This window comes from Mycobacterium sp., from assembly GCF_008709575.1.
In the GTDB taxonomy this organism is placed as follows: Bacteria; Actinomycetota; Actinomycetes; order Mycobacteriales; family Mycobacteriaceae; genus Mycobacterium.
The window spans coordinates 1-23,268 of sequence record NZ_VYIK01000060.1 but is presented as its reverse complement, the minus strand read 5'-3'; the positions used below and the strand labels follow the sequence as shown (position 1 = coordinate 23,268).

At 66.4% G+C, this 23,268-nt stretch carries 18 protein-coding genes; 4 read left to right on the top strand and 14 right to left on the bottom strand.

Going from position 1 to position 23,268, the window contains the following annotated elements:
* On the bottom strand, positions 1–1,146 hold a 1,146-nt coding region (locus tag F6Q13_RS13710), incomplete at its 3' end, for a GxGYxYP domain-containing protein (RefSeq protein ID WP_293057369.1).
* 30 nt (positions 1,147–1,176) lie between these two features.
* A complete protein-coding gene (locus tag F6Q13_RS13705; RefSeq protein WP_293057367.1) occupies positions 1,177–1,974 on the bottom strand; it encodes a helix-turn-helix transcriptional regulator in 798 nt (265 codons plus the stop codon).
* A 170-nt stretch (positions 1,975–2,144) separates the two neighbouring features.
* Here F6Q13_RS13705 and F6Q13_RS13700 point away from each other — a divergent pair, with 170 nt between their 5' ends.
* Both F6Q13_RS13700 and F6Q13_RS13695 read left to right on the top strand, forming a co-directional pair.
* Positions 2,145–2,549 (top strand): MmpS family transport accessory protein, encoded by a 405-nt coding sequence (locus F6Q13_RS13700; protein WP_293057364.1) that lies wholly within the window; start codon positions 2,145–2,147, stop codon positions 2,547–2,549.
* Complete coding sequence (locus F6Q13_RS13695; RefSeq protein WP_293057361.1) at positions 2,546–5,425, top strand: RND family transporter; 2,880 nt, start codon at positions 2,546–2,548, stop codon at positions 5,423–5,425. Before F6Q13_RS13700 ends, F6Q13_RS13695 begins: the two co-directional genes overlap by 4 nt.
* A gap of 19 nt (positions 5,426–5,444) precedes the next feature.
* Here F6Q13_RS13695 and F6Q13_RS13690 read toward each other — a convergent pair whose 3' ends face one another.
* From F6Q13_RS13690 to F6Q13_RS13640, 11 genes are all read right to left on the bottom strand, one after another.
* A complete protein-coding gene (locus F6Q13_RS13690) occupies positions 5,445–8,717 on the bottom strand; it encodes an arabinosyltransferase domain-containing protein (RefSeq protein WP_293057358.1) in 3,273 nt (1,090 codons plus the stop codon).
* A 12-nt stretch (positions 8,718–8,729) separates the two neighbouring features.
* A complete protein-coding gene (locus F6Q13_RS13685) occupies positions 8,730–10,598 on the bottom strand; it encodes a galactan 5-O-arabinofuranosyltransferase (protein ID WP_293057355.1) in 1,869 nt (622 codons plus the stop codon).
* Between the two features lie 2 nt (positions 10,599–10,600).
* Positions 10,601–11,365, bottom strand: a complete 765-nt coding sequence (locus F6Q13_RS13680; protein ID WP_293057352.1) for a decaprenylphospho-beta-D-erythro-pentofuranosid-2-ulose 2-reductase — start codon at positions 11,363–11,365, stop codon at positions 10,601–10,603.
* 11 nt (positions 11,366–11,376) lie between these two features.
* Entirely contained in the window at positions 11,377–12,771 is a 1,395-nt protein-coding gene (locus tag F6Q13_RS13675; RefSeq protein ID WP_293057349.1) for an FAD-binding oxidoreductase, read from the bottom strand.
* 24 nt (positions 12,772–12,795) lie between these two features.
* Positions 12,796–13,218, bottom strand: a complete 423-nt coding sequence (locus F6Q13_RS13670) for a GtrA family protein (RefSeq protein WP_293057346.1) — start codon at positions 13,216–13,218, stop codon at positions 12,796–12,798.
* A 27-nt stretch (positions 13,219–13,245) separates the two neighbouring features.
* On the bottom strand, positions 13,246–13,728 hold the full coding sequence (locus tag F6Q13_RS13665) for a GreA/GreB family elongation factor (RefSeq protein ID WP_293057343.1): 483 nt from the start codon (positions 13,726–13,728) through the stop codon (positions 13,246–13,248).
* 129 nt (positions 13,729–13,857) lie between these two features.
* The gene (locus F6Q13_RS13660; protein ID WP_293057340.1) at positions 13,858–14,688 is read right to left on the bottom strand and encodes an ABC transporter permease; all 831 of its coding nucleotides are present in this window, start codon (positions 14,686–14,688) and stop codon (positions 13,858–13,860) included.
* Positions 14,685–15,581, bottom strand: coding sequence for a glycosyltransferase family 2 protein (locus F6Q13_RS13655; RefSeq protein ID WP_293057338.1), 897 nt, complete (start codon positions 15,579–15,581; stop codon positions 14,685–14,687). Before F6Q13_RS13655 ends, F6Q13_RS13660 begins: the two co-directional genes overlap by 4 nt.
* Positions 15,578–16,387: an ABC transporter ATP-binding protein gene (locus tag F6Q13_RS13650; protein WP_293057335.1), complete on the bottom strand. Its 810-nt coding sequence runs from the start codon at positions 16,385–16,387 to the stop codon at positions 15,578–15,580. The genes F6Q13_RS13655 and F6Q13_RS13650 overlap by 4 nt, the downstream gene beginning before the upstream one ends.
* 9 nt (positions 16,388–16,396) lie before the next feature.
* A complete protein-coding gene (locus F6Q13_RS13645) occupies positions 16,397–16,990 on the bottom strand; it encodes a bacterial proteasome activator family protein (RefSeq protein WP_293057332.1) in 594 nt (197 codons plus the stop codon).
* Positions 16,933–18,921 carry a DUF6541 family protein gene (locus tag F6Q13_RS13640; RefSeq protein WP_293057330.1) on the bottom strand — a complete coding sequence of 663 codons (1,989 nt, stop codon included), beginning with the start codon at positions 18,919–18,921 and terminating at the stop codon, positions 16,933–16,935. The genes F6Q13_RS13645 and F6Q13_RS13640 overlap by 58 nt, the downstream gene beginning before the upstream one ends.
* Before the next feature lie 106 nt (positions 18,922–19,027).
* On the opposite strand from F6Q13_RS13640, the gene F6Q13_RS13635 reads away from it, so the two are divergent.
* The gene (locus F6Q13_RS13635) at positions 19,028–20,224 is read left to right on the top strand and encodes a cysteine desulfurase-like protein (RefSeq protein ID WP_293057327.1); all 1,197 of its coding nucleotides are present in this window, start codon (positions 19,028–19,030) and stop codon (positions 20,222–20,224) included.
* A 49-nt stretch (positions 20,225–20,273) separates the two neighbouring features.
* On the opposite strand, the gene F6Q13_RS13630 is transcribed toward F6Q13_RS13635, so the two are convergent.
* On the bottom strand, positions 20,274–20,765 hold the full coding sequence (locus F6Q13_RS13630; protein WP_293057324.1) for an Lrp/AsnC family transcriptional regulator: 492 nt from the start codon (positions 20,763–20,765) through the stop codon (positions 20,274–20,276).
* Positions 20,766–20,893: 128 nt separating this feature from the next.
* On the opposite strand from F6Q13_RS13630, the gene F6Q13_RS13625 reads away from it, so the two are divergent.
* Positions 20,894–23,221: a transketolase C-terminal domain-containing protein gene (locus F6Q13_RS13625; RefSeq protein WP_293057321.1), complete on the top strand. Its 2,328-nt coding sequence runs from the start codon at positions 20,894–20,896 to the stop codon at positions 23,219–23,221.
* Positions 23,222–23,268: the final 47 nt, after the last annotated feature.

Below are 23,268 nucleotides of genomic sequence, written 5' to 3'. Positions count from 1 at the left end.
CCCCATACCCCACCCGACCGCGAATTTGCCATGATAGGGGCTTTCGAACCAATTCGAGAAGAAATCCTGCCAAGTATTGAGATTATCACCATCGGAAATCGTAAAAGAGAGATAGATCTTGGACCGATCCAGTTTTCGAGGCGGAACGAATTTCTGGTCGAGCTTCGTTAGCGGGACGCCGCTGAATACGGACAAATTATGTATATGGTTGCTGACCACAGTCACCTTGCCGAATTCTGATGCCAGCCGGACGCCGTCGGCTTCCCCTAGCCCCCTGCCGGGACCATTCCACCAGAAGCCCCGCACCACCCCGGCCAGCGGAGTAGCGGCAAACAGTTTTTCTATTTGCCCCTTTTCGCCAGCCGTGTTGGCTCCCGGCGCAGATTTCTCTTTCGGGACGGTGATCCAGAAGGTGATGCCACGTGCGGCGATGATCTGATCTTCGGCGCCGTCTGCCAATTCATCGGGAGCCAGAGAAAGAAACAGGTAGGGATTCATCTTCGGTGCAAGCTCTGTCCTCAGATGCGCTAAAGCTTGCACGTCATTGGCAAAATGTCCACGCAAATCCACTCTGATTGGCAAATGTAAATCTCGCGCCAGAGCAGGCGTGGCGACCACCAAATTTTCTACCGCAGCAATATTTACGGCGATATCCGGTGAAACATATACCTGCGGATCCGGTACTACTGCTCCGTGTATATCATTGCGGAAGAGATCCACCAACGACAAAGGTTGCTCGACCACGTTTGGCGTGTCAGTTTGCCCCTGCTGTCGCATTTGTTGCAGCCAGAATTGGTCATTCGGTCCCCAGATTAGATAGACACGCGGCTGACTGCGGTTGACGATGCCCTGGAGCGTCACCTGCAGCCGCTTCTGATCCGGCGGGAGGGCGCTGATGTCTGCCACAAAGAGGTGGCGCGCAGGCGGCGGCATCTTTGGCTGAAACGTTGGATACGGCCGTGGAACCTGGGACAAAACAGATGTTGTCGCCGGCGGTGATGTATCAATGTCATCAGAGGGGCCGTCATAGGGGCCGTCATAGGGCACAACGGGCGCGCAGCCATCAAGGGTCAGCAGCGTGGCTGCCACCACGACCAGCCGGAAGAATCGAGATTTGCCGAGGTTCGCGAATCGAGGAATGCACACCCGGTCAGACTCGGGCTGCTACGGGTCGCGTCACGCCGATTGCCCCATCGAATACAAGGTCTCGTTGTTGCTGCTGGTGTGGACCACCAGCAATTGCCCGGGCGCACTGGCGGCCGACAGTAGTTCGTAGCCGAACTCGAGCTCGCCGAAGTCGCGATGCTTGAGCCGTTTGACGTTGCCGTCGAAGACACCGACATCGTGACTTTTCCACATCCTGACGAAATCGGGGCTCTCGCGGGAGATCTCATCGATGATCTCGACCACGTCCGGCTGGTCGAGGTCGGCGCCCATGATACGGTGCAGGGTGGCGATAGTGGTTTTGGCGTAGGACTCCCAATTCACCCAAAAGCTCTTCGCCTCGGGATCGAGGAAAATAAGCCGGAGAATATTCCCGGTGACCTCGAATTGCTCGAAAAGCAGCGATGCCTGCGGGTTTTCGGCCAGTACGTCGCACCGATGGTTGACGATGTAGGCGGGCCCCAGCGTCCAGGCCTGCATGAGCAGAACCAGATACTCCGCCGGCTCCTGGGCAGAACCGGGTCTTCTGCGCCATCGGTGGTGCGGGGTCGCGAGCTCGTACAAATAGGCCGCCTCGTCCGCAGACAGGCCCAGCGCGGTCACCAAAGCGTCCAGGACCTGCACCGAAGGGTGGTTTTCGCGTCCCTGCTCCAACCGGGCATAGTAGTCGGCGCTGATTCCGGCCCGCGCGGCCACCTCTTCGCGGCGCAGCCCCGGGGTGCGCCGTCGGCGCGGGAACGTGGCGTCGCGCTGCACACAGGGCGTCATCGCCTCGCGACGGGCACGAAGAAACTCTCCCAGCGTCGTCACGGCGTGATGGTAGCGCACCGCTGGTTACCTGGGTGTGAAACTCCTAGGTAAATTTCGTCCTGCCGATCGGCCGTAGTCGACGACCACGATAGGTAGTTGTGGCGTCGTTCATATCGGCTGTGCCGGGTCCGCGGCTGAATTGAGCTGTGGTGCTGGGAATTCTCAAACGGATGTGGATACCGCTGCTCATCGCGGTGGTGGTGCTGGTCGGCGGATTCATTGCCTACCGGCTGCACGGAATTTTCGGCTCGCATCGTCTCGGGGCGGCGGGACCGGTCGAGACGATTGTGCCCATCAACGTCAAGCGGGTGACCTACGAGGTGTTCGGCCCCGCGGGTACCGCCGGACATGTCAATTACCTCGACGAAAACGCTCAGCCGCACGGGGCGAACTTCACCACGTTGCCGTGGTCCTACACCGTGACCACGACCCTTCCGGGCGTCTTCGCCGCGGTGGTGGCCCAGGGCGATAGCGAGACGATCGGCTGTCGCATCGTCGTGGACGGGCGGGTCACCGACGAGCATTCCAACACCAACCTCAACGCCCAGACGTTCTGTTTGGACAAGGCCGCATGAGCGGCGACCACAATCGCGAATCGTTGCCGGCCCGCACGATTCACCGACTGGCGGTGCCGATCATCGTAGCCTGGCTGGGACTGACCGTCGTTCTGTTCGTCACTGCGCCGAAGCTGGAAAAAGTCGAGCGGGACAACACCGTCGCTTTGCTGCCCCCCGACGCCCCGTCGCTGATCGCAATGAAGCGGATGGGCAAGGACTTCGAAGAATTCGACTCCGACAGCGTCGCGATGGTGGTCCTGGTCGGCGACAAACCGTTGGGGGCCGACGCGCGCCGCTACTACGACGGGCTGGTGACCGAACTCGAACACGACACCAAACATGTCCAGCACGTGCAGAACTACTGGGGCGACCTGATCACGGCGGCGGGCAACCAAAGCGCCGACAGCAAGGCCGCCTATGTGCAAGTCAACCTCGTCGGAGACCAGGGCACGACGGCCGCGGACGACTCGGTGCACGGCATCGAGGAACTCGTCGCGCACTCCCACCCGCCGGCCGGCGTCAAGGCCTACGTCACCGGGCAGGCGCCGCTGACCACCGACACCACCGAAGCCGGCGACAAGAGCATGGGCCAGCGGGTCGCGATCACGATCGTCGTCGCCGCGATCATGCTGGTTATCGTCTACCGCTCCGTTGTCACTGTGCTGCTGGTGTTGCTGGTGGTTTTCGTCGAATTGGCCGTGTCGCGCAGCGTCGTCGCGGTGATCGGCAGCTTCGGTATCCTAGGTTTCACGACGTTCGCCGTGAGCCTGTTGATGTCGCTGGTCATCGCCGCGGGAACCGATTACGCGATCTTTTTCATCGGCCGCTACCACGAGGCGCGTCACGCGGGCCAGGACCGCCGGGCGGCGTTTTTCACCACCTACCGAGGGGTGGCCCACGTCGTGCTGGGTTCGGGGCTGACGGTGGCCGGAGCGATGCTGTGCCTGCGCCTGACCCGGTTGCCGTATCTGAACACGCTGGCGATCCCCTGCGCGATCGGTCTGGTCGTCGTGATCGTGGCCTCACTGACGCTGGTGCCGGCCATCTTGGTGGCGGGCGGCCGGGTCGGCCTGCTCGACCCGAAACGGCCGCCCAACGTGCGGGGTTGGCGACGCATCGGCACCGCGGTCGTGCGCTGGCCCGCACCGATTTTGGCCGGCGCCCTGGTCGTCTCGGTGATCGGCGGGCTGGCCCTGCCCGGATACAAGACCGCCTACGACAACCGTCCCTACACCCCCGCCGACATGGTGTCCAATATCGGCGACGCCGCCGCCGAACAGCATTTCACCTATGCCCGGCTCAATCCCGACATCTTGCTCGTCGAGGCCGATCACGATCTTCGCAATCCGACCGACATGCTCGACCTGGACCGCATCGCGGTTAACATCTTCCGGATCCCCGGAATCGCCCGGGTGCAAAGCATCACCAGGCCGCTGGGCTACAACATCGAGCACGGGACCATACCGTTTCAGATCTCGATGGGCCCCATCCCCATCCGGGACAACCTGCATTACCTCAAAGCCCGCCTCGACGACATTCTCAAGCTCAGCCGCGACGACCTCGGCGTGCAGATCGCGACGCTGGAGCACATGTACCAAGTGCAACAGGAACTGACCAACTCCATCGGCGACAGCGCTCAAGTCACCGCCGACACCGCTGCCGTCACCGACGAAATCCGGGATCATCTGGCCGATTTCGACGATTTCTGGCGCCCGATGCGCAGCTACTTCTACTGGGAGAAGCACTGCTTCGACATCCCGATATGCTGGTCGCTGCGCTCGGTCTTCGACGCCTTGGACGGCTTCGACAGGCTTACCGACAACTTCCACGACCTGGCCAAAGACCTGCAAAAAAGCGCCGACGCGTCGCAAAAGCTGGTCAATTTGATACCACCGATGATCGACGTCGCGAAATCCATGCAGACCACGTTTTTGACCCTCTACAGCAGTTTCTCCGACCTGGTCACCCAGATGGACCGGATGACCGACACCGCCACCTTGATGGGCAAGTACTTCGACGCCGCGAAGATCGACGGTCTTTTCTACATCCCGCCGGAAGTGTTCGGCAGCCACGACTTCCAGCAGGGACTCAAACTGCTGGTCTCACCCGACGGCAAAGCCGCCCGCATGATCATCACCCACGACGGCAACCCCGCCAGCACCGAGGGAATCTCGCGTGTCGACTCCGAAATCCGCGCCGCGCGGGAAGCCGTCAAGGAAACCCCGCTGGCCAACGCCAAGTTTTATCTCGGCGGCACCGCGGCGTCCTGGAAAGACATCCAGGAATCCACCAAATACGACGTGATGGTTGAGGCCATGGCCGCGCTGATGCTGATCTTCATCGTGATGCTGGTGCTGACCCGGGCGCTGTTCGCCTCGCTGGTGATCGTCGGCACCGTGGTGCTGTCGCTGGCCACCGGCTTCGGGCTGTCGGTGCTGGTATGGCAGCACATCGTCGGACTGGACTTGAACTGGATGACGTTGCCGTTCGCGGTCACCATTTTGCTGGCCGTGGGATCTGACTACAACTTGCTGCTGGTCTCGCGGTTCAAGGAAGAAATCGGCGCCGGGCTCAAGACCGGCATCATCCGCGCGATGGGCGGCACCGGCGGCGTCGTCACCGCGGCCGGCCTGGTGTTCGCCTTCACCATGGGCGCGTTGGTGGTCAACAAACTGCACACCATCGGGCAGGGCGGATCGACGATCGGCCTGGGCCTGCTGGTCGACACGCTGGTGGTGCGCTCGCTGATGACGCCGTCGATCGCCGCGCTGCTGGGGCGCTGGTTCTGGTGGCCGCTGCCGGTGCGCTCCCGGCCCGGCTATCGTCGGCCCGTCGCCGGCCCCGGTGCCGACGACGCCGACACCGCCGAGCTGGCCTCCCCGGCGGTCGGCTGACCCGTCAATCTCGCCAGTGTCAGTGCCGTAGCGGTGCCGGGCTCCACAGCCCGCTGCGGGTCCTCGACCCGAGATCCAGTCGGGCCGGCGTGGCGTCGGGATAGTACGGCGTCAACTGCTGCAACGCGCCCCAGTCCCGGAACCAGTCGTCTTTGAGATACGTCGGCACGGTCGTCGCCCGGTCCAGCAACTCGGTGATACCCAGCGGCCCGCCGCCGTTGTTGTCCATGACCGGCGAGTTCGCCTCCGCGCCGAACCGGTCGGGCAGGATCCGCCACTTCGGCGCCTCCACGACACCGTTTTGATGGCCGAACGGCCGCTGGCAGGGAAACGCCAGACCGACCAGCCAGTCCAGCAGCACCGGGTCGTGCGAGCCCACCACCTCTTGCAGGGTGCGAAGTCGCGGGATCCGGGGCGGTGTCAGCGCGATCCAGTGCGCGGGCGCCAGGTCGTTGTCGGTGGCGACCAGACGCACCACGGTGGCGCTGGGCGGGATCGCCGCCAACGGCGTCCGCAGGTTGCGCCAGGCCGGGGCCGCGCCCACATCGCCGAATACCACCGAGCCGCCCGGTTTTCCCGCGGCCGCCTGCCGGTCGTCGGCCCACTGCACCTGCACCTCGTCGGGATTGAACCGGCCCGCGGCCGACACCACCAGCAGCGGTCCTGCCTGGTCGCGCTGTTCTTCGGCGGGCAGCCGATACCACGCGGTCCGCAGCATCGCCGGTACCTGCACGCCGGGCCGCCAGCTGCCCAGGACCGGGGTGCGGGCGGGATCGAGGTTGTAGGGCAGCCGCGCCCGGGAACCGTTGATGCCCGGCGCGACGGTGGTGCCGCCCTCGGTGCCGGCTTCGCTGCCGGTGATCAACCCGTCGTCGCCGACAAAGGTGCGGTCGCCGGGGCGTTCCATCACCGGGTCGGCGGAGACGTCGGCGGGAATGCCGTTGGGGCTGAATCCTTCGTCCAATCCGGCACCCAGCGCGTCTTTGACCGGCACACCGACCGGCGCCAGCATGCCGGCATTGGGATGCTGCTCCACCAGCACGTCGTCGGCCAGCCCGCAGGTCTTGTCGGCGCCCGAAAACAAAGCCTGCAGGTTGGAGCGGCCCACCGACCAGGCCGGGTATTGCTGGGTCATTGCCAACGTCAACGACAGCACCTCGAACAAGACCAACACCCACGCCGCGATTGCCAACGGGGCCCGCACAATCCGGGCCAATCGCGGCGTGTTGCGGGTCGGTGGGGCGGCGCCGTCGTCGACGAAATGGAACCACGCTGCGACCAACAGCACCAGCACAGTGCCGCCCAACAGCATGGTGGTGAATCCGAACTGCCACTGCGGGAACGCATTCGACCACGGCACACCGAAATTGGAGACGTACCACCAGCCGTTGACGCTGGCGAACGACAGCGCCATCACGAACAGCACCAGTGCGGCGGCCACCGTGCGGTTGCGCCGCGACCGCATCGCCGTCGCGGTGACCGCGACAGCGGCCAGCGCACCCAGCGAGCCGGCCAGCCCGGCGAACACCCCGAAGTGGTGGGTCCACTTGGTCGGGGTGAACATCATCGCGATGAACGAGATGACCGTGATGCCGATGATGCGCCGGCTGGGTCCGCTGGCCGTGCCCGGAATACGGCCCTTGCGCAGCGACACGGCCACCGACACCGCCAGCGCGAACAGCAGCGCCAGCACGGCGAAGCGGCGGGCCACCGACCCGTCCGGGCTGGCCATGAACAGTCGCTCGTAGCGGATGTGCTCGTCGAACCAGCTCAGGGCGGGACCGACTGCGGATTTGAGCAGGCTGGCCTGGATTTCGCCGGCGAAGGTCTGGTCACGAAAGATCAGGATCAGCGTGACGGTCGCCGCGGCCAGGATCGGCGCGACCAACGGCAGCAGTCCGAACTGCTTGGACCGGCGGTGCAGGATCGTGCGCAGCGGTCCGATCGCGACCAGCAGCGCGCCGATCGAGGCGATGCCGGTGGGCCCGGAGAACAGCGTCAACGCGCCGATGATGCAGGCGATCGCCACCGGCAGCAGCCGGCTGGTGGCCACCGCGCGTTCCACCGAGCACCAGGTCAGCACGATGCCGAGGGCGATGATCGGCTCCGGGCGCAGGCCGTTGTTCAGCGGCAGCCAGAATGCCAGGAACATTCCCGCCGCGGTCCAGGCCGCCGCCGGGGTGTGCTTGACGGCGTGGCCCAGCCGCGGGATGACTTCCCGACTGATCAGCCACCAGCAGGTCAGCGCCATGATCAGGGTGGGCAGCCGCATCCAGATGCTGACGGTGCTGACGTGGGCCCACAGCGCCAGCAGGTCGTAGTACCAGCCGAACGGGGCCTCGGGGGTGCCGAACCAGCGGTAGTAATTGGCCATGTACCCGGCGTGTTCGGACACCCGGGCCATGGTCAGGATGTATCCGTCGTCGGAGGTGTTGGCGCCGACGAAATGCCACCACACCAGCACCGCGGTGACCAGCGCGTCCAACCCGCCGACCGACCACCAGCGCGACGGCACCAGGCGCCGGCGCCGGACGGCCCCGGCGGTTTGCAGGGCGCTGTCCAGGATGTGCAGCGCGACGAGCGCGGCGATGGTCAGCGCGACCCCGAGGATCATGGTGACCAGCTTCAGCGGCGTGGGCGAGCTGCTGTAGCGGGAGTCGATCGTCGCCGAAAAGATCAGCCCCGGCGGGGCGGGTCCGCTTAAATCCGTGAACACCCCGACGATTTGCGGACGGAAGTCGTAGCCGCCGCGCTCGCCGCGCAACGGTTCGCCGGGGTGCTCACCGTTGGGTCCCTGGGTGAGCCCGACGAACGCGCCGGTGACCTTGTCGGCGTGCGCGGTGAAGACCAGCTTCTGGCAGCGTGGGCCCAGCACCTCGCGTAGCGGCGCGACCACCACCGGGATATTGCGCACCACGACCACCAGGTCGTCGTTGACCCGCTCGACCAGCAAGCCGCGGTCGACGGCTTTGGGCGCCTGTTTGGGGACCGTCGACAACAGCACGCTGCGGGCTTTGGTCAGGCCCGCGGCGGCCTGGCAGGGGACGGTGATGCGCAGATCGGTGGCCACGTAGCCGATCAGCGGGGCCTCCACACTGGCGAACCTGCCGTCTTGCGGCCAATTCAGCTCGGCGGTGGTCTGAGTGACCGGCAGGAAGGGGGTGGCGATCGCCAGCAGCGCGCCGAGCAGGCCGGCGACGGCGGCGACGACGCGGGGCACTCGGTAGCGCGGGCCCGCGGCGCTTCCGGAGCTCGGCGGTAGGTGCCCGACCTGGGCTGTTGCGGTCGCCATCAGTCGTTCACCTTACGGTTTGCGAATGGCCAGCACGAACGGTCCGATGTCGGTGACGGTGAAGTACCGCTCGGCGAACAGTTCGGGGCTGAAATCGACGGGGTAGCGCCGCACGTTGGGGTGATTGGGGTAGACGTCTTCGGCCAGCCGCAGCGTATAGCTGCCCGCCGGGCCGTGCCCGCTGTGGCGCATCAGAAACACGGTCGGCGGCTGCCATGGCAGCGTGTCCAGCGCGTGCACGAATTGCGCTGGGGTCTTGAGTTTGGACCAGCTGCTGATGGCGGCGGCCCGCTTGTCGAACTGCGCCAGCGGGTTGGCGTAATGCGACGTCAACCCCTGAAAGCCCCAATACGGGTAGTAGGACAGGAAACTGTAGTCGGCGGTCAGCACGACGGTGTGGTCGCGGGGCCGCCCGGTCGTCCGGGTGATCGTGGCGTCGACGGCGGCGTAGTAGCGTTCCGAGCCGGGCGGGCGGCGGTCGCCGCGATGGCCGCTGCCGTCGGTGTCGGTGTAAGCGACGGTGAGGTCGGGCCGCAGCACGCCGGGAATGTCCTGGCTGAAACCGATCGCGCCGACCAGCCCTACCGTGGCGGCCACCCCGACAACCCGCCGGTCTGATCTACGGGCCAGCGCGAGCGTCGCATCCACGAAGCCGAACACGCCGGCGGTGGCCAGCAGCACGGTCAGCGTCGGCTGCAGCCGGTACGACAGCAGCGTGGTGCGGGCCAGCGTGCTCAGCATCGACAGCAGCGACCACAGGTAGACGGCGAGCACGCCGATGGCCAGCGCGCCGGCTCTGGCGCTGGTGCGCGCCCGCACCGCCAGCCACAGCGTGCCCAGCATGCACAGCGCGCCCAGCAAGGTGAACTGCAGCATCGGGAAACTCAGGACGGCGCCGTCGGCCGGCAGATAGTGCAGCGCGCTGCCGGTGTTGCTGACCGGGCTGCGCGCGGCGCGCAGCAGAAACGGCAGCCAGGTGATGCTCCCGATGGCCGCGGCAATGCCGGCGATCACGGCCAGCCGCAGCAGCGGGTCGAGAGCCGCCCGCAGGCCGCGGCGCCGGCGCGCTGCGGCCAGCACCAGCGCCATCAGTGCCAGGGTGACCGCGCTGTAGGCGAACAGCAGCGTGTAGAAGGTCGCGGTGAAACCCAGGAACAGCCCGGCGCCGAGCACCGCCGCCCACCCGCCGGATCGCTCGCCGGCGCGCAAGCCCGACCAGGCCAGCACCAGCACCGGCGGCGTCAGCACCGTGATCATCGCCGCGTAGGGCTCGGTGGAGCTGTAGGCGAGGGTGACCGCAGCGCTCGCGATCGTGACGAGCACCGCGTACTCGAAGCGCAGCATCCGCCACCACGTCACCAGTGCCACCGCGACCGCGATCGTGATCGAGGTGATCGCCCAGGGCTTGTACATCTCCCAGGCCGGCGTGCCGCTCAGTGCGGCGGCGCGCCCGCCGAGCCAGAACCAGCCCGGTGGGTAGAACGGCGGCAGCCCGACATAGGTCATGTCCTGCAGCCGGGGGCTGTCGGTCAGCCGAGTCAGGTATTCGGTGCGGAACTGCTGGTCGACCGAGATGCCGAACAGGTAGAGCCGGGTGGCGCCCAGCGGCATCGCCAACGTCACCACACAGAACGCCGAGCAGAACACCAGCGCCAACAGCCGGGCTGCCAGCCGGAGTCCCCGCCGCCACAGCCAGCCGGCCGCGATCAGCCCGGCCAGGCAGCCGACCTGGCCGACGGTGGTCAGCGCGTGCAGCTGATTCGACGACGGGTAGGCCGGCCAGTGCACCCCGGCGACGGCCCGCAGCGAGACGACCGCGACCAAGACCGCCACCGCCGCGGCGAGGACCATCTGGCCGAGGGTGGCCAGCGCGTCGCGCATCTTCAGAGCGGAAGCCGGCGGAAAATAGGCCGGGGAAGATGTCGTAATACCGTCATCACATAGCGGAATGCGGCTGGCGCCCAAACTAATTCCTTACCTTTCGCGGCTGCGGTGACCGCGAGTTCGGCGACGTGCTCCTTGTCGACGGTCAGCGGTGCTTCCTTGATGTGGGCGCTCATCCGGGTCCGCACCTGACCGGGGCGGATCACCAGCACCCGAACGCCGTACTCGCGCAAGGCCTCGCCGAGTCCCAGGTAAAAACCGTCCAGGCCGGCTTTGGTGGAGCCGTAGACGAAGTTGGACCGCCGGACCCGCTCGCCGGCGACCGAGCTCATCGCGATGATCTGCCCGAAACCCTGGGTGCGCATTTTCTGCCCGAGCAGCACCCCCACCGACACCGCGGCGGTGTAGTTGACCTCGGCGATCTGGACCGCCTTGCGCTGGTTTTGCCAGAGTTCTTCGGCGTCGCCGAGCAGCCCGAACGCCACGATCGCAACGTCGATGTCGCCGTCGGCGAAGGCGGCGTCGATCACCGCCGGATGGCTGCCGGTGTCTTGCGCGTCGAAGTCGATCAGCTGCACCGATTGAGCGCCTGCGGCCGTCATCTGGGCGACCGCGTCGTCGCGGCCGGGATCGCCGGGCAGGCAGGCCAGCACGACGCGCGCATGCGCGTTGCGCAGGTAGCGTTCGCAGATCGCCAGTCCGATCTCGGAGGTGCCGCCGAGCAGCAGAATGGCCTGCGGATTTCCCACGGCATCTAGAACCATCGGTGCACCATCTAGAGCAACTCCAAACGTCGGGCCATGTCCGAGGCGAAGACTCCGGCCGGATCGACCTTGCGGCGCAGCGCGATCCACTCATCGATGCGCGGATACATGGCATGGAATGTCTCGGCGGCGATCCGGGAGTCCTTGGCGGTGTAGACGCGACCGCCGAATTCCAGCACCCGGCGGTCCAACTCCTGGAGGAACTCGTTGAGCCCGGGCTTGATCGGAAAGTCGACGCAGATGTTCCAGCCGGGAATCGGGAAACTCAACGGTGCTTGATTGCCGGGGCCGAACAGCTTGAACACGTTGAGCCACGAGTAGTGACCCGAGCGCTGGATGGCGTGCATGATGCCTTTGAATTCCTCGACGGCCTCGACGGGCACCACGAATTGGTACTGCCCGAAACCGGCCGGACCGTAAGCCCGGTTCCATTCGCCGACCATATCCAGCGGATGGTAGAACTGCGTCAGGTTCTGCGTCTTGCCGCGATAGGTCCCGGACTTGCGGTACCACAGTTCGGTCAGCGTGCCGAAGACCGGCTTGTTGGCCAAGCCGTTGGGAAAGATGTCGGGCACCGTAAAATATTGTGGTGCATCGAATTTGAGCGGATCCTTCTGAAGTTTTTTGGGCAATTGCTCCACGGTTGCCAAAGACCCGCGTGAAATCACCGCGCGCCCCAGCTTCGGCGGCGCGCTGATCGCGTCGAACCAGGCGCTGGAATAGGTGTAGTTGGCTTCGCTGCCGTCGCTGTGGAACGCGATGGTCTCCTCGAGGCCGGCGGTGACGTCGCCGTCGGCGATGAAGTATGCGGTCTCAGTGGGTGTCATCTCGATGCTCGCGCGCACGATGATCCCGGTCAGCCCGTTGCCGCCGACGGTGGCCCAGAACAAGTCGGCGTCCTCGCCGTCGGGGGTGAGGTGGCGGATTTGCCCGTCGGCGGTCAGCAGCTCCATCGACGCGACGTGGTTGCCGAAGCTGCCGGCGCTGTGGTGATTTTTGCCGTGGATGTCGCAGGCGATCGCGCCGCCGACGGAGACCTGCCGGGTGCCGGGCAGCACCGGCACCCACAGCCCCAACGGCAGCGCGGCCTTCATCAGCTGGTCCAGGCTGACGCCGGAGTCGACGTCGGCCAGGTGGGTGTCGGCGCTGATGGAGTGGATGCGGTTCAGCGCCGTCATGTCGATCACCAGGCCGCCGCCGTTTTGGGCGTTGTCGCCGTAGGAGCGTCCCAATCCGCGGGCGATCACGCCTCTGGTGCTCGACGACGCGCCGGCATCGGCCACCCGGGACACCGCCTTGACGATCACCTCCGGGTCCGCGGTGCGCAGCACCTGTGCCACCGACGGCGCGGTGCGACCCCAGCCGGTCAGTCGCGTGGCGGTCGTGGGAAACGTGGACGAAAACATCGTCACAGAGGCTACCGGGTCGGCTCAGCGGAGCCGGAAGATCACCGAGCGTTGCACGACGAAGTTGATCACGGTGGCGGTTCCCTGGGCGATCACGAACGCGGCCGGCTTCGCCCACCCATGGTGGTGGTATCCGAACTGCTCCAGGCACACGTGATTGATGCCGACCTGCGCGGTGAAGGTGATCGCGTAGAGCACCATGACCGCGACGAATCGGGCGGTGCTGGGTGCCGCCTGAAACGTCCAGCGGCGGTTGATCAGGTACGCGGTAACGGTGCCGGCGACAAAGCTGGTGGCCTTGGCCGCGTCGATTTGCACCCGCGCCACCAGATCCAGAAACGCATAGAGGCCGTAGTCGACGATCGCCGACAGGCCGCCGGCGACGACGAACCGCCACGCCTGCGTCGCCAAACTCAGCTGTGGGCGCGGTGGGGCGATCTCGGCCATCGCGGGCAGTCTACGGGTCGCGGGTGCTCACGTCGGGTACTTCACGTCGAGCAGCTCGACCTGGCTTTCCCCCATCGGCGTGGTGTAGGTGACCTTGTCGCCGGGCTTGCGGCCGACGAGCGCGAGCCCCAGCGGGCTGCCGGCCGTCAGCGCCTCGGCCTCCCCGCCGATCGGTGTCTCTTCGATCACGGAGATCACCTGCATCGTCACCACCGCGCCGTCGGCGAACCGGAGCTTGACCTCGGTCCCATCGGGCAGGGTATCGCCGTTCGACGGCGACGGACCGGCCTGCATCAGTCGATCCAGTTGGATGATCCGCTCGTCGAGGCTGGCCAGTTCGTCGGCGCGCTGGATGGCGTCGGCGGCATCGGCGTGGTCGCTGACGTTGCCGCGGTCGTTTCTGACTTCGACCTCCAGGCGGTCGCGCCGTTGTCGCAGCCGGTCCAGCTCCGCGGCGATCCGTTCGCGAGTTTTACGCGAAAGGCCTGTGGATCCGACGTGTTCGCTCACCTTTGCACCTGTTCCTTGGGGCGCAGCGGCGAGTACCAACCCCGAAGCGCCTCGATCGAGTTGTTTTGCTCGCCAATTTTGGCCGTGCGGCGGCTCGGCCGCAACAAGGCCGCGACGACATCGGGCGAGTCACACCCAGTAGGGCACCCGGGCGCGGTACTGGCGCATCGCGAACGCCGCCAGCACCCAGCCGACGACGGTCAGCACCACCACGACCGCCCAGTGCCGCAGCTCTTGATGGGCACCGAGCAGCGGCGCCCGCACAATGTCGAGGTAGTGCAGCAGCGGGTTGAGCTCGACGATTTTGGCCCACTGGCCGGCACCCTGTTGGCGCAGGGTTTCGTCGTTCCAGATGATCGGTGTCATGAAGAACAGCAGCTGCACGACCGAAAACAGCAGTGGGCCGATGTCGCGGTAGCGGGTCGCCAGAATGCCGAAGCACAGCGCAACCCACACCGCATTGAGCACGATCAGGCCCAGTGCGGGAATGACCGCCAGGTCGGCCCACGACCACGGTTTGGGGAAGATGATCGCAATCACCGCGTAGATGACCATGTTGTGGGCGAACAGCAGTACCTGCCGCCAGACCAGTCGGTAGACGTGCAAGCTCAGCGGTGCCGGCAATTGCCTGATCAGCCCCTCGTTCGCGACGAACACGTCGGCGCCCTCCATGATCGCGGCGTTGATCAGGTTCCAGATGATCAGCCCCAGCGTGACGTACGGCAGGTGCACCGACAACTCCAGGTGGAACAACTTGGAGTACAGGCCGCCCATCGCCACGGCGGTCGTGCCGGTGGCGATCGTGATCCAGAAGGGGCCCAGCACGCTGCGGCGATACCGCTGCTTGATGTCCTGCCAGCCCAGGTGCAGCCAGAGTTCGCGGCGCCGGTAACCGTCGACCAGGTCGCGCCACGCGCGGGCGAGTGTCTTGGACCGGGACGCCGCATCGATGGTCGTCATGACGGGCGCCTGAACTGTTCACGGCGGCCCGACCGCTGCAGGGCCATCCACTCCAGCAGGCCTTTCGGGTCGCGGCGGGAGACCAGGAAAAACCAGCCGAACCGCAGCCATTCCTGGGCCAGTAGTTTGCGCAGGCCCGGCTGCGACAGCAGGTAGCCGCGGTTGCGGTAGGTGAAGAACCGCTTGGCGGGGTCGTCGGGGTATTGGGTGTGCATCAGCCCGCCCAGGATCGGTTTGAATTCGGCCGACCCGCACGGGTGCAGGTAGGCCGCGGTCAGGCAGGTGCCGAACGGCAGCCCGGAGCGAACCAGCCGGCGATGGATCTCCACCTCGTCACCGCGAACGAACAACCGCAGGTCCGGGACACCGATGGCTTCGAACGCCGACGCGGTGAACAAGGCGCCGTTGAACAGTGACGCGATGCCGCGCAGCAGGTCGTGTCGGTCGTCGGTGCGCAGCTCGCCGACCCGCCTGCGCCACACCAGGCCGCGGCGCAGCGGGAATGCCAGCCGCGCCGGGTCGTCGATGTTGCACACCATCGGCGACACCACCGCCAGCCGGTGCCGCTGGGCGCAGGCCAGCAGCGTGGCCAAAAGCCGTGTGTCGGCCGGTTGGCCGTCGTCGTCGGCCAACCACACCCAGTCGGCACCGAGCGCCAGAGCATGCAAAATGCCCAGCGCGAAACCTCCCGCGCCACCGAGGTTGCGGCGGGAAGGCAGATAGGTCGTCGGGAGGGGTTGGCCGGCCACCAGATCCCGGACCCGGTCGTCGGGCGCGTTGTCCACCACGATCAGGTGATCGGGTCGCCGGGTCTGGGTGGTCAGCACGTCCAGCGACGTGGCCAGTTCGTCGGGGCGCCGGTGGGTGACCACGACGGCGCACACCTGGCTCACTCCGGCACCTGTCCGGCGGTGGTCTGGGCCACGACCTCACGCACGTGCCGGGCGGCGTCCTCACCCTCGTAGGCCCGCACGACCTCCTCGATGCCGCCGGTCAGTCGGATAGTGCCGTGGTCGATCCACATCGCGGTCTTGCACAACCGCGCCAAGAACTCGTTGGAATGGCTGGCGAACACCAGGATTCCGGACCGCTCCACCAGGCGCTGCAGCCGGTGCTGGGCCTTTTTCAGGAACTCGGCGTCCACCGCGCCGATACCTTCGTCGAGCAGCAGTATCTCCGGGTCGATGCTGGTGACCACCCCCATCGCCAGCCGGACCCGCATCCCGGTCGAATAGGTGCGCAGCGGCATCGACAGGTATTTTCCCAGCTCGGTGAACTCGGCGATCTCGTCGACCTTGGCCAGCATCTGCCGGCGGGTCTGGCCCAGGAACAGTCCGCGGATGATGATGTTCTCGTAGCCGGAGATCTCCGGGTCCATGCCGACGCCGAGGTCGAACACCGGTGCGACCCGGCCGGTGACCGAGGCGGACCCGCGGGTCGGCTCGTAGATGCCCGACAGCAGCCGCAGCAGCGTCGACTTGCCGGCCCCGTTGTGGCCGACCAGCCCGACACGGTCACCCAGCTCCAGGGACATGGTGATGTCCCGCAACGCCTCGATGACCACCACGTTGGAAGGGGTACGCCCGATCGTGCCGCCGGCGGCCTTGCCTAAAAACGCCTTCTTCAGCGACCGCGACTTGGCGTCGAAGATCGGGAACTCCACCCAGGCGTTGCGGGTCTCGATGCGCGGTACGGCCACGGGGGTCGCTCAGAGGTACTGTCCGGTGCCGGCGTGGCCGTGCGCGCCCGGCCGGGAGACGCCCGGCGGCAGCGCCCCCTGGCGCATCTGCTCAAGCTGCGCGCGGGCCGCCATCTGCTGCGCGAACAGTGTGGTCTGGATGCCGTGGAAGAGCCCTTCCAGCCAGCCGACCAGCTGGGCCTGCGCGATGCGCAACTCGGCGTCCGAGGGCGCATCGTCGCTGAACGGCAGCGTCAACCGGTCGAGTTCGTCGCGTAACTCCGGCGCCAACCCCTCTTCGAGCTCTTTGATGCTGGTGGCGTGAATCTCCCGCAGCCGGCTGCGGCTGGCCGCGTCGAGCGGAGCCGCGCGCACCTCCTCGAGCAGCTGTTTGATCATGGTGCCGATCCGCATCACCTTCGCGGGTTGTTCGACGAGATCGGTCAGCGACCGGTCGTTCTCGGAATCGGCCTCCGGCGCCCCGCCCGGGAATGAAGAGTCAGCTCCTCCGATCACCTCGACGTTGTCCTCGCCACTGTCGGTGCTCAATCCGGTCACGCTCCTTACTAGGGGCCGCTGGGGCCGTCTCGGGTTGCCGCTCCCGCTTCGGGGGTGCCGCGCCATTCGTAGATGGAGGCCTCGCCGTTGTCGTAGATCTTCACCCACGACGTGGACTTCTCCAGTGACACTAGCCCTTCGGGCATCACGAAGCCCCGGACCGTCGGCTTGCTGATCAGCACGTAGCGGATATTCAGTAGCCCAACCGCCTCGGGCACCCGCGGATCAGTGTCGGCGTCGTCGGCGTAGGCCCAGAACACGAAGCGGTGATAACCCGGGCCCTGCTGCACAGGGTAGTCGTAATGCGTCCACAGCGGATGCAAGCCGGCAACCGCGTACATCCACGCGGTGCCGTCGGTGTTGGCATTGCCGACCAGGGTGTCGCGGGCGCCGGGCAGCCGGGCCAGGTAAGCCATCGCCTCCAGGTCGCGCCCGTCGATGATCACCGAGTCGTACTTGTCGCCGAACAGGAACCGGTGCCGGGGAAAGTAGTGCCAGGCGCTGACCAGCGTGGCCGCGGCCAGCGCCACTGCGGCCACACCCGCCCACGCCGGCGTCCACCGGCGCCGGCCGGCCGTCCGTCTCACCACGGCGACCAGCTGGACGACCAGGGTGAACAATCCGACCCCGGCCATCGGTACCAGCAGCAGCGTGGTGGCCGCCGCGACGCGGCGCGGATCGTGGTAGAAGAACTCGCCCACCCCGCCGGCCAGCGTGCCGATCGGCCCCCCCAGCGGCGTGCCGGCGTCCACGTTGACCACGATCAGCAGCAGCCACACCGCCAGCGGCCACAGGATCTTCCTGATCAGCAGGACGAACCCGCCGGCGCCGGCGAGCAGGATCAGCGCGTACTGCACCGGAAAGTCGTTGAGGTGGCGGGAGTGCTGAAAGATCGCATCGAACACGCCGCGCTTCGTGCTCAGGTACGTCAAAAACGCGTGCCCGGCGATGACGTCTTCCTGCTTGGTCACGCTGAGGAACTGCGGCAACATCACCGCGATGGTGGGCGCCACGACCGCGGCCAGCGTCGCGGCGTCGGCGAGCCGGCCGCGAACCGGGTGTCTCAGCGCCTCCAACAACCACCACGCCGCCAGCAACAGGACGACGATCACCCCTCCGGACAGGTGCACCGACATGACCCCGACGAGCGCCAGCACCGCCAGCGGCACGCGGTCGCGGTGGCGCAACGTCGAGGTGGTCAGCACGAAAGCGGGCGCCGCCAGGCCGCAGGCCACCAGGTAGGGCATCGCAGCGGTGTCGAACTCGACGTAGGGCACCGCGGTGAACGACGCCGACAGCGCTGCCGCGGCGGCCGCCGACCCGGCGGTCTGCCACTGGGTCAGCCGCCCGGACAGTGCGCGCCAGGTCAGTGCGGCCGCGCTGACCGGGAACAGCCATATCGAGGCGGCCAGCGCGCTGAGCGTGTAGCCGGTGGTGGGTGCGGCGCCGGTCAGTTGACAGTCCAGCGCGACCAGCGCGTGGAAGGCCGACGGATAGTAGAGGATGTCATGGGTTTCCACGTTGCGCAGCTCGCCCATGTGTGTCGACGACGCCTGGCCGGTGTCGAGGATGAACCGCACGGTGTTGGCGTGCCAGACGGCGTCCCAGGTGCTGGGGATGGATTGCCAGTGCGGGATGCCGCGCAGCGCCGCGTACCAGATCAGCAGCGCGCCCAGCAGCACGCCGGCGGCGACCGCCATCGCCGGCCGGCCGGTCACCGCCCGAGATTCGGCCGCGGCGTCGCGGTAGCGGGCCAGCAACACTCGCAAAGTCGCCGCGAGAACGGTTACCGTCACCAGCGCGGCCGCTGCCGTCGCGCCGTTCCAGGGGATTCCGAGCGCGCCGAACGGGATAATCGCCAGCGCAACAACCCCGTAAGTCAGCGCGGGGCCGGCTGTCAGCGCGCTGGGCCAGGTGAGCTGATAGCTGCGCGCAACAATCGCCCCCGGCACGATCAGCAAAAACAACGCGATCAGGATTCCGAACGTCAGCCCCACTGGACTAGTATGGCTGGCCGGGTGACCCGGCTCGAGACGGCGGGGACGCATCCGGGTGCCCGATGCCGTCACGGTTTGCCGGATCTGGGACTCTAAGGTGGCTGGCATGGCATACGACGTCGCCCGGGTGCGCGGACTGCATCCGTCGCTGGGCGACGGATGGGTGCATTTCGACGCGCCGTTGGGCATGCTGATCCCCGAATCGGTCGGCACCACGGTGTCCACCGCATTCCGGGGGTCGTTTCCCAGCGCCGTGGGCCCGCATCCGTCCGCGCGGCGCAGCGCCGCGGTGCTCGAGGCCGCCCGCCAGGCGGTGGCGGATCTGGTCAACGCCGATCCGCACGCGGTGGTGCTCGGCGCCGACCGCGCGATTTTGCTGTCGTCGTTGGCCGATGCGTCGGCGTCGCGGGCCGGCCTGGGATACGAAGTGGTCGTCACCCGCCTCGACGACGAGGTGAACATCGCCCCGTGGCTGCGTGCGGCAAACCGGTTCGGCGCCCGGGTCAAATGGGCCGAGGTCGACATCGAGACCGGGGAGCTGCCGACCTGGCAGTGGGAGAGCCTGATCGGCAAGCCGACCCGGCTGGTCGCCGTCACGTCGGCGTCGGGCACTTTGGGCACCGTCACCGATTTGCGGCCGGTGACGAAATTGGTGCACGACGTCGGCGGCCTGGTCGTCGTCGACCACTCCGCGGCCGCGCCCTACCGGGTGATCAATATCGACGAAATCGACGCCGACGTGGTGGCGGTCAACGCCGTGGGCTGGGGCGGTCCGCCGGTCGGGGCGCTGGCTTTTCGCACTCCCGCGCTGATCAACTCATTCGGCTCGGTATCGACGAACCCGCACGCCACCGGGCCAGCGCGCCTGGAGCTCGGCCTGCACCAGTACGGCATGCTGGCCGGCTTGGTCGCCAGCATCGAATACCTCGCCTCGCTCGACGAGTCGGCTCGCGGGAGCAGACGCGAACGGCTTTTGCTGTCGATGCAATCCGCGGCCGGTTACATGCAGCGATTATTCGACTACCTGATGGCTTCGCTGCGCTCGCTGCCGTTGGTGACGGTGATCGGCCGACCCGAGACGCGGATACCCGTGGTCAGCTTCGCGATCCAGGAGGTGCCCGCGGAGCGGGTGGTGCAGCGGTTGGCGGACAACGGAATTCTGGCGATCTCCAACGCCAGCTCCCGGGTGCTCGACGTGATCGGCGTCAACGACGTCGGTGGCGCGGTCACCGTGGGTCTGGCGCACTATTCGACGATGGGCGAGGTCGACCAGTTGGTGCGTGCGCTGGCATCGCTGGGCTAGTCGCGACGACGTCCGGCGGGAGTTTGCGGGCTCGCGTGGCGGACGCGATTCAGGGGGTCGGCTCTTCGGCGATCGATTCCAGCAGTGGGGTGAGCCGGAAGTCGACGAGCCGGCGCATCACCAAGCCTGTGGTGGTCTTCTCCACCCCGTCGATGTGGAGGATCTGGCCGGCGACCCGGTAAAGGTCGTCGGCGTCGCGGGCGACGATCTGCACGAGTAGATCCGTGGCACCGCTGAGGCCGTGCACCTCGAGAACTTCAGGAATGAGTTCCAGCGCATCGCCTATCGGCCCCAACTTGCGTTGCGTCACGGCGACCAGAACGAACGCCGCCAACGGATAGCCCAATACGGCGGGATTTATGCACCGCTCGAAAGACCGCAGGACACCGTCGCGCTCGAACTTGGCCAGCCGCGACTGGACGGTGTTACGGGCCAGCCCGGTAGCCTGCGCCAGCGCGACCACGGTGGCTCGCGGGTCACCGGTCAGCGCCTGCAGTATTCGCGCATCGATGTCGTCGACGACGCGCCCCGATCTGGGCACAACGCTAACCTCCACCCGTAATCCCGTGTAAATTATGAGCAAGATGCTCATCTTGCATCGTAACTCTTGCCATTATTGCTACCGCTTGCTGGGATCGGACCGTCTCTATGCGCTTGGAGGCGGAAGATATGAACTCCGTCGCTGCAGGTGGGCCGGATCCCGCGGCCGCCAGACTCGACGCCTTGCACGCCATCGAAGAGCGGGTGCTGTGGCTCTCGACGGCGATGATTCAGCACGCGAACCGCGGGCGCCCCAACACCTCGGGACTGAAGGTGGGCGGGCATCAGGCATCGAGTGCGTCGATGGTAACGATCATGACCGCACTGTGGTTCGAGCAGCTGCAGTCCTGCGACCGCGTCGCGGTCAAACCCCACGCTGCTCCGGTGCTGCACAGCGTGAACTATCTACTCGGCACGCTCGACGAGAAGTATCTGGGCATGCTTCGTGAGTTCGGCGGTTTGCAGGCCTATCCGAGTCGGGCTAAAGACCCCGATCCTGTCGATTACTCCACCGGTTCGGTGGGAATCGGTGCGACTGCACCGATCTGGGGAGCGTTGGCACGCCGCTACATCGACACTCATGGTGGTGCGAGCGGAAAAGGCCGCCAGTATTCGCTCGTTGGCGATGCCGAACTCGACGAAGGCGCCGTGTGGGAAGCCGTCGTCGATCCGGGGATCTGCGAACTCGGTGAAGTGGTGTGGATCGTGGACCTCAATCGCCAGTCCCTGGACCGCGTAGTACCCAACATCGCCGCACGTCGACTGGGGAACATGTTCGCCGCTGCCGGCTGGCAGGTCATCACGGTCACGTTCGGTGGGCTCCTCGAATCGTTGTTCACCCAGCCCGGTGGCCAGGCGCTACGCACCCGGATCCTGGAGATGACCAATCCGGAATATCAGCGCCTGCTGCGTTGCGACGCCGATGAGCTTCGGCTGCGTCTTCCCGGCGACGGTTCCACCAGCGCAGAAATCGCCCGATTGATAGCGACTCTCGACGACGCGATGTTGACCACCGCGATCCGCAACTTAGGCGGCCACGATCTGGCTGCTCTCGCCGACGCCTACCGCCAAATCGACGACACCCGCCCGACGGTGATCATCGCCTACACCATCAAGGGCTACGGTCTGCCCACCGAAGGACATCCGCAGAACCACTCAGCATTACTCAGCGACGATGAATACCGTTACCTGGCAGCACGACTGGGGATGGACCCGCAACAGCCGTGGCGGCGTTTCGACCCTGACACCGACGCCGGCCGGGTTTGTGCGGCCACCGCCCAGCGGTTGCGCCGCGAACCCGTGTCGATGCAGAGCCCGCCAGCGGTCCCCGTCGACATCGGGCGTATTCCCAAAGGCACAACCACCACACAGGCCGCCCTCGGGCGGGTGTTGCTCGATCTCACCCGCGAGGCACCCGATGCCGCCAAACGCGTGGTGACGGTGAGCCCCGACGTCAGCTCCACGACAAATCTCGGCGGCTGGGTCAACAAAGTCGGAGTGTGGTCGGCCGCGGAACGGCGAGACTGGTTCGCCGATGATGCCCAAACGATCATGCACTGGAACGAACGGCCCAGCGGCCAGCACATGGAACTGGGGATCGCCGAGACCAATCTGGTGGGGCTCCTCGGTGAACTCGGCGCAACCTGGAGCCGTTGGGGTCAGCCGCTTTTCCCGATCGGAGTCCTCTACGATCCGTTCGTCGAACGTGCGTTGGAGCCGTGGTCGTTCAGCATCTATGCCGGGGGCCAGTCCGTCCTCGTCGGAACACCGTCAGGTGTCAGCCTCGCCGCAGAAGGCGGTGCCCACCAGTCAATCAAGACCCCGTCGATCGGCCTGGAGCAGCCCGGGTGCATCAGCTACGAGCCGGCCTTCGCTATCGACGTCGAATGGACGCTGCTGGCCAGCATCGCCCGGCTCGGCCGACCCGACGGCAGTTCAGCCTATCTGCGCCTGTCGACACGACCTGTCGACCAGTCGCTGGCCGCGGTACCGACCGATCCGGCTGCTCGTGAACGGCGCCGCCGGCAGGTGGTCGCCGGCGGATATCCCCTCCGCCGCCGTGCCGGGGCGCAGGTGACCGTCATCGCCATGGGCGCGATGGTGACCGAAGCGCTCGAAGCTGCAGATCGGTTGGAGCACATGGGTGTTTCAGCCGACGTGATCTGTGTGACCAGTCCGGGACTGCTCTTCACAGCGTGGCGGGCTCGTCAGGGTCGCGAAGAGGGCGAGACCTGGATCCTGGATCAGCTCTTTCCCGCCGACCGGGTGACGCCAATGGTGACCGTCCTCGACGGCCATCCCCATACTCTGGCATTTCTCGCCAACGTCCACCGCGTGCGTCTGACCGCCCTGGGCGTGTCCCGATTCGGCCAATCCGGCTCGATCCAGGATGTCTACCGCCATCACGGTATCGACACCGACAGCATTGTGCGTGCCGCATTGGACATCCTGGGCTAGTTTTCCAGGCGCTGTGCGCCGCCGTGGGATAAGAAAATGGGCCCACC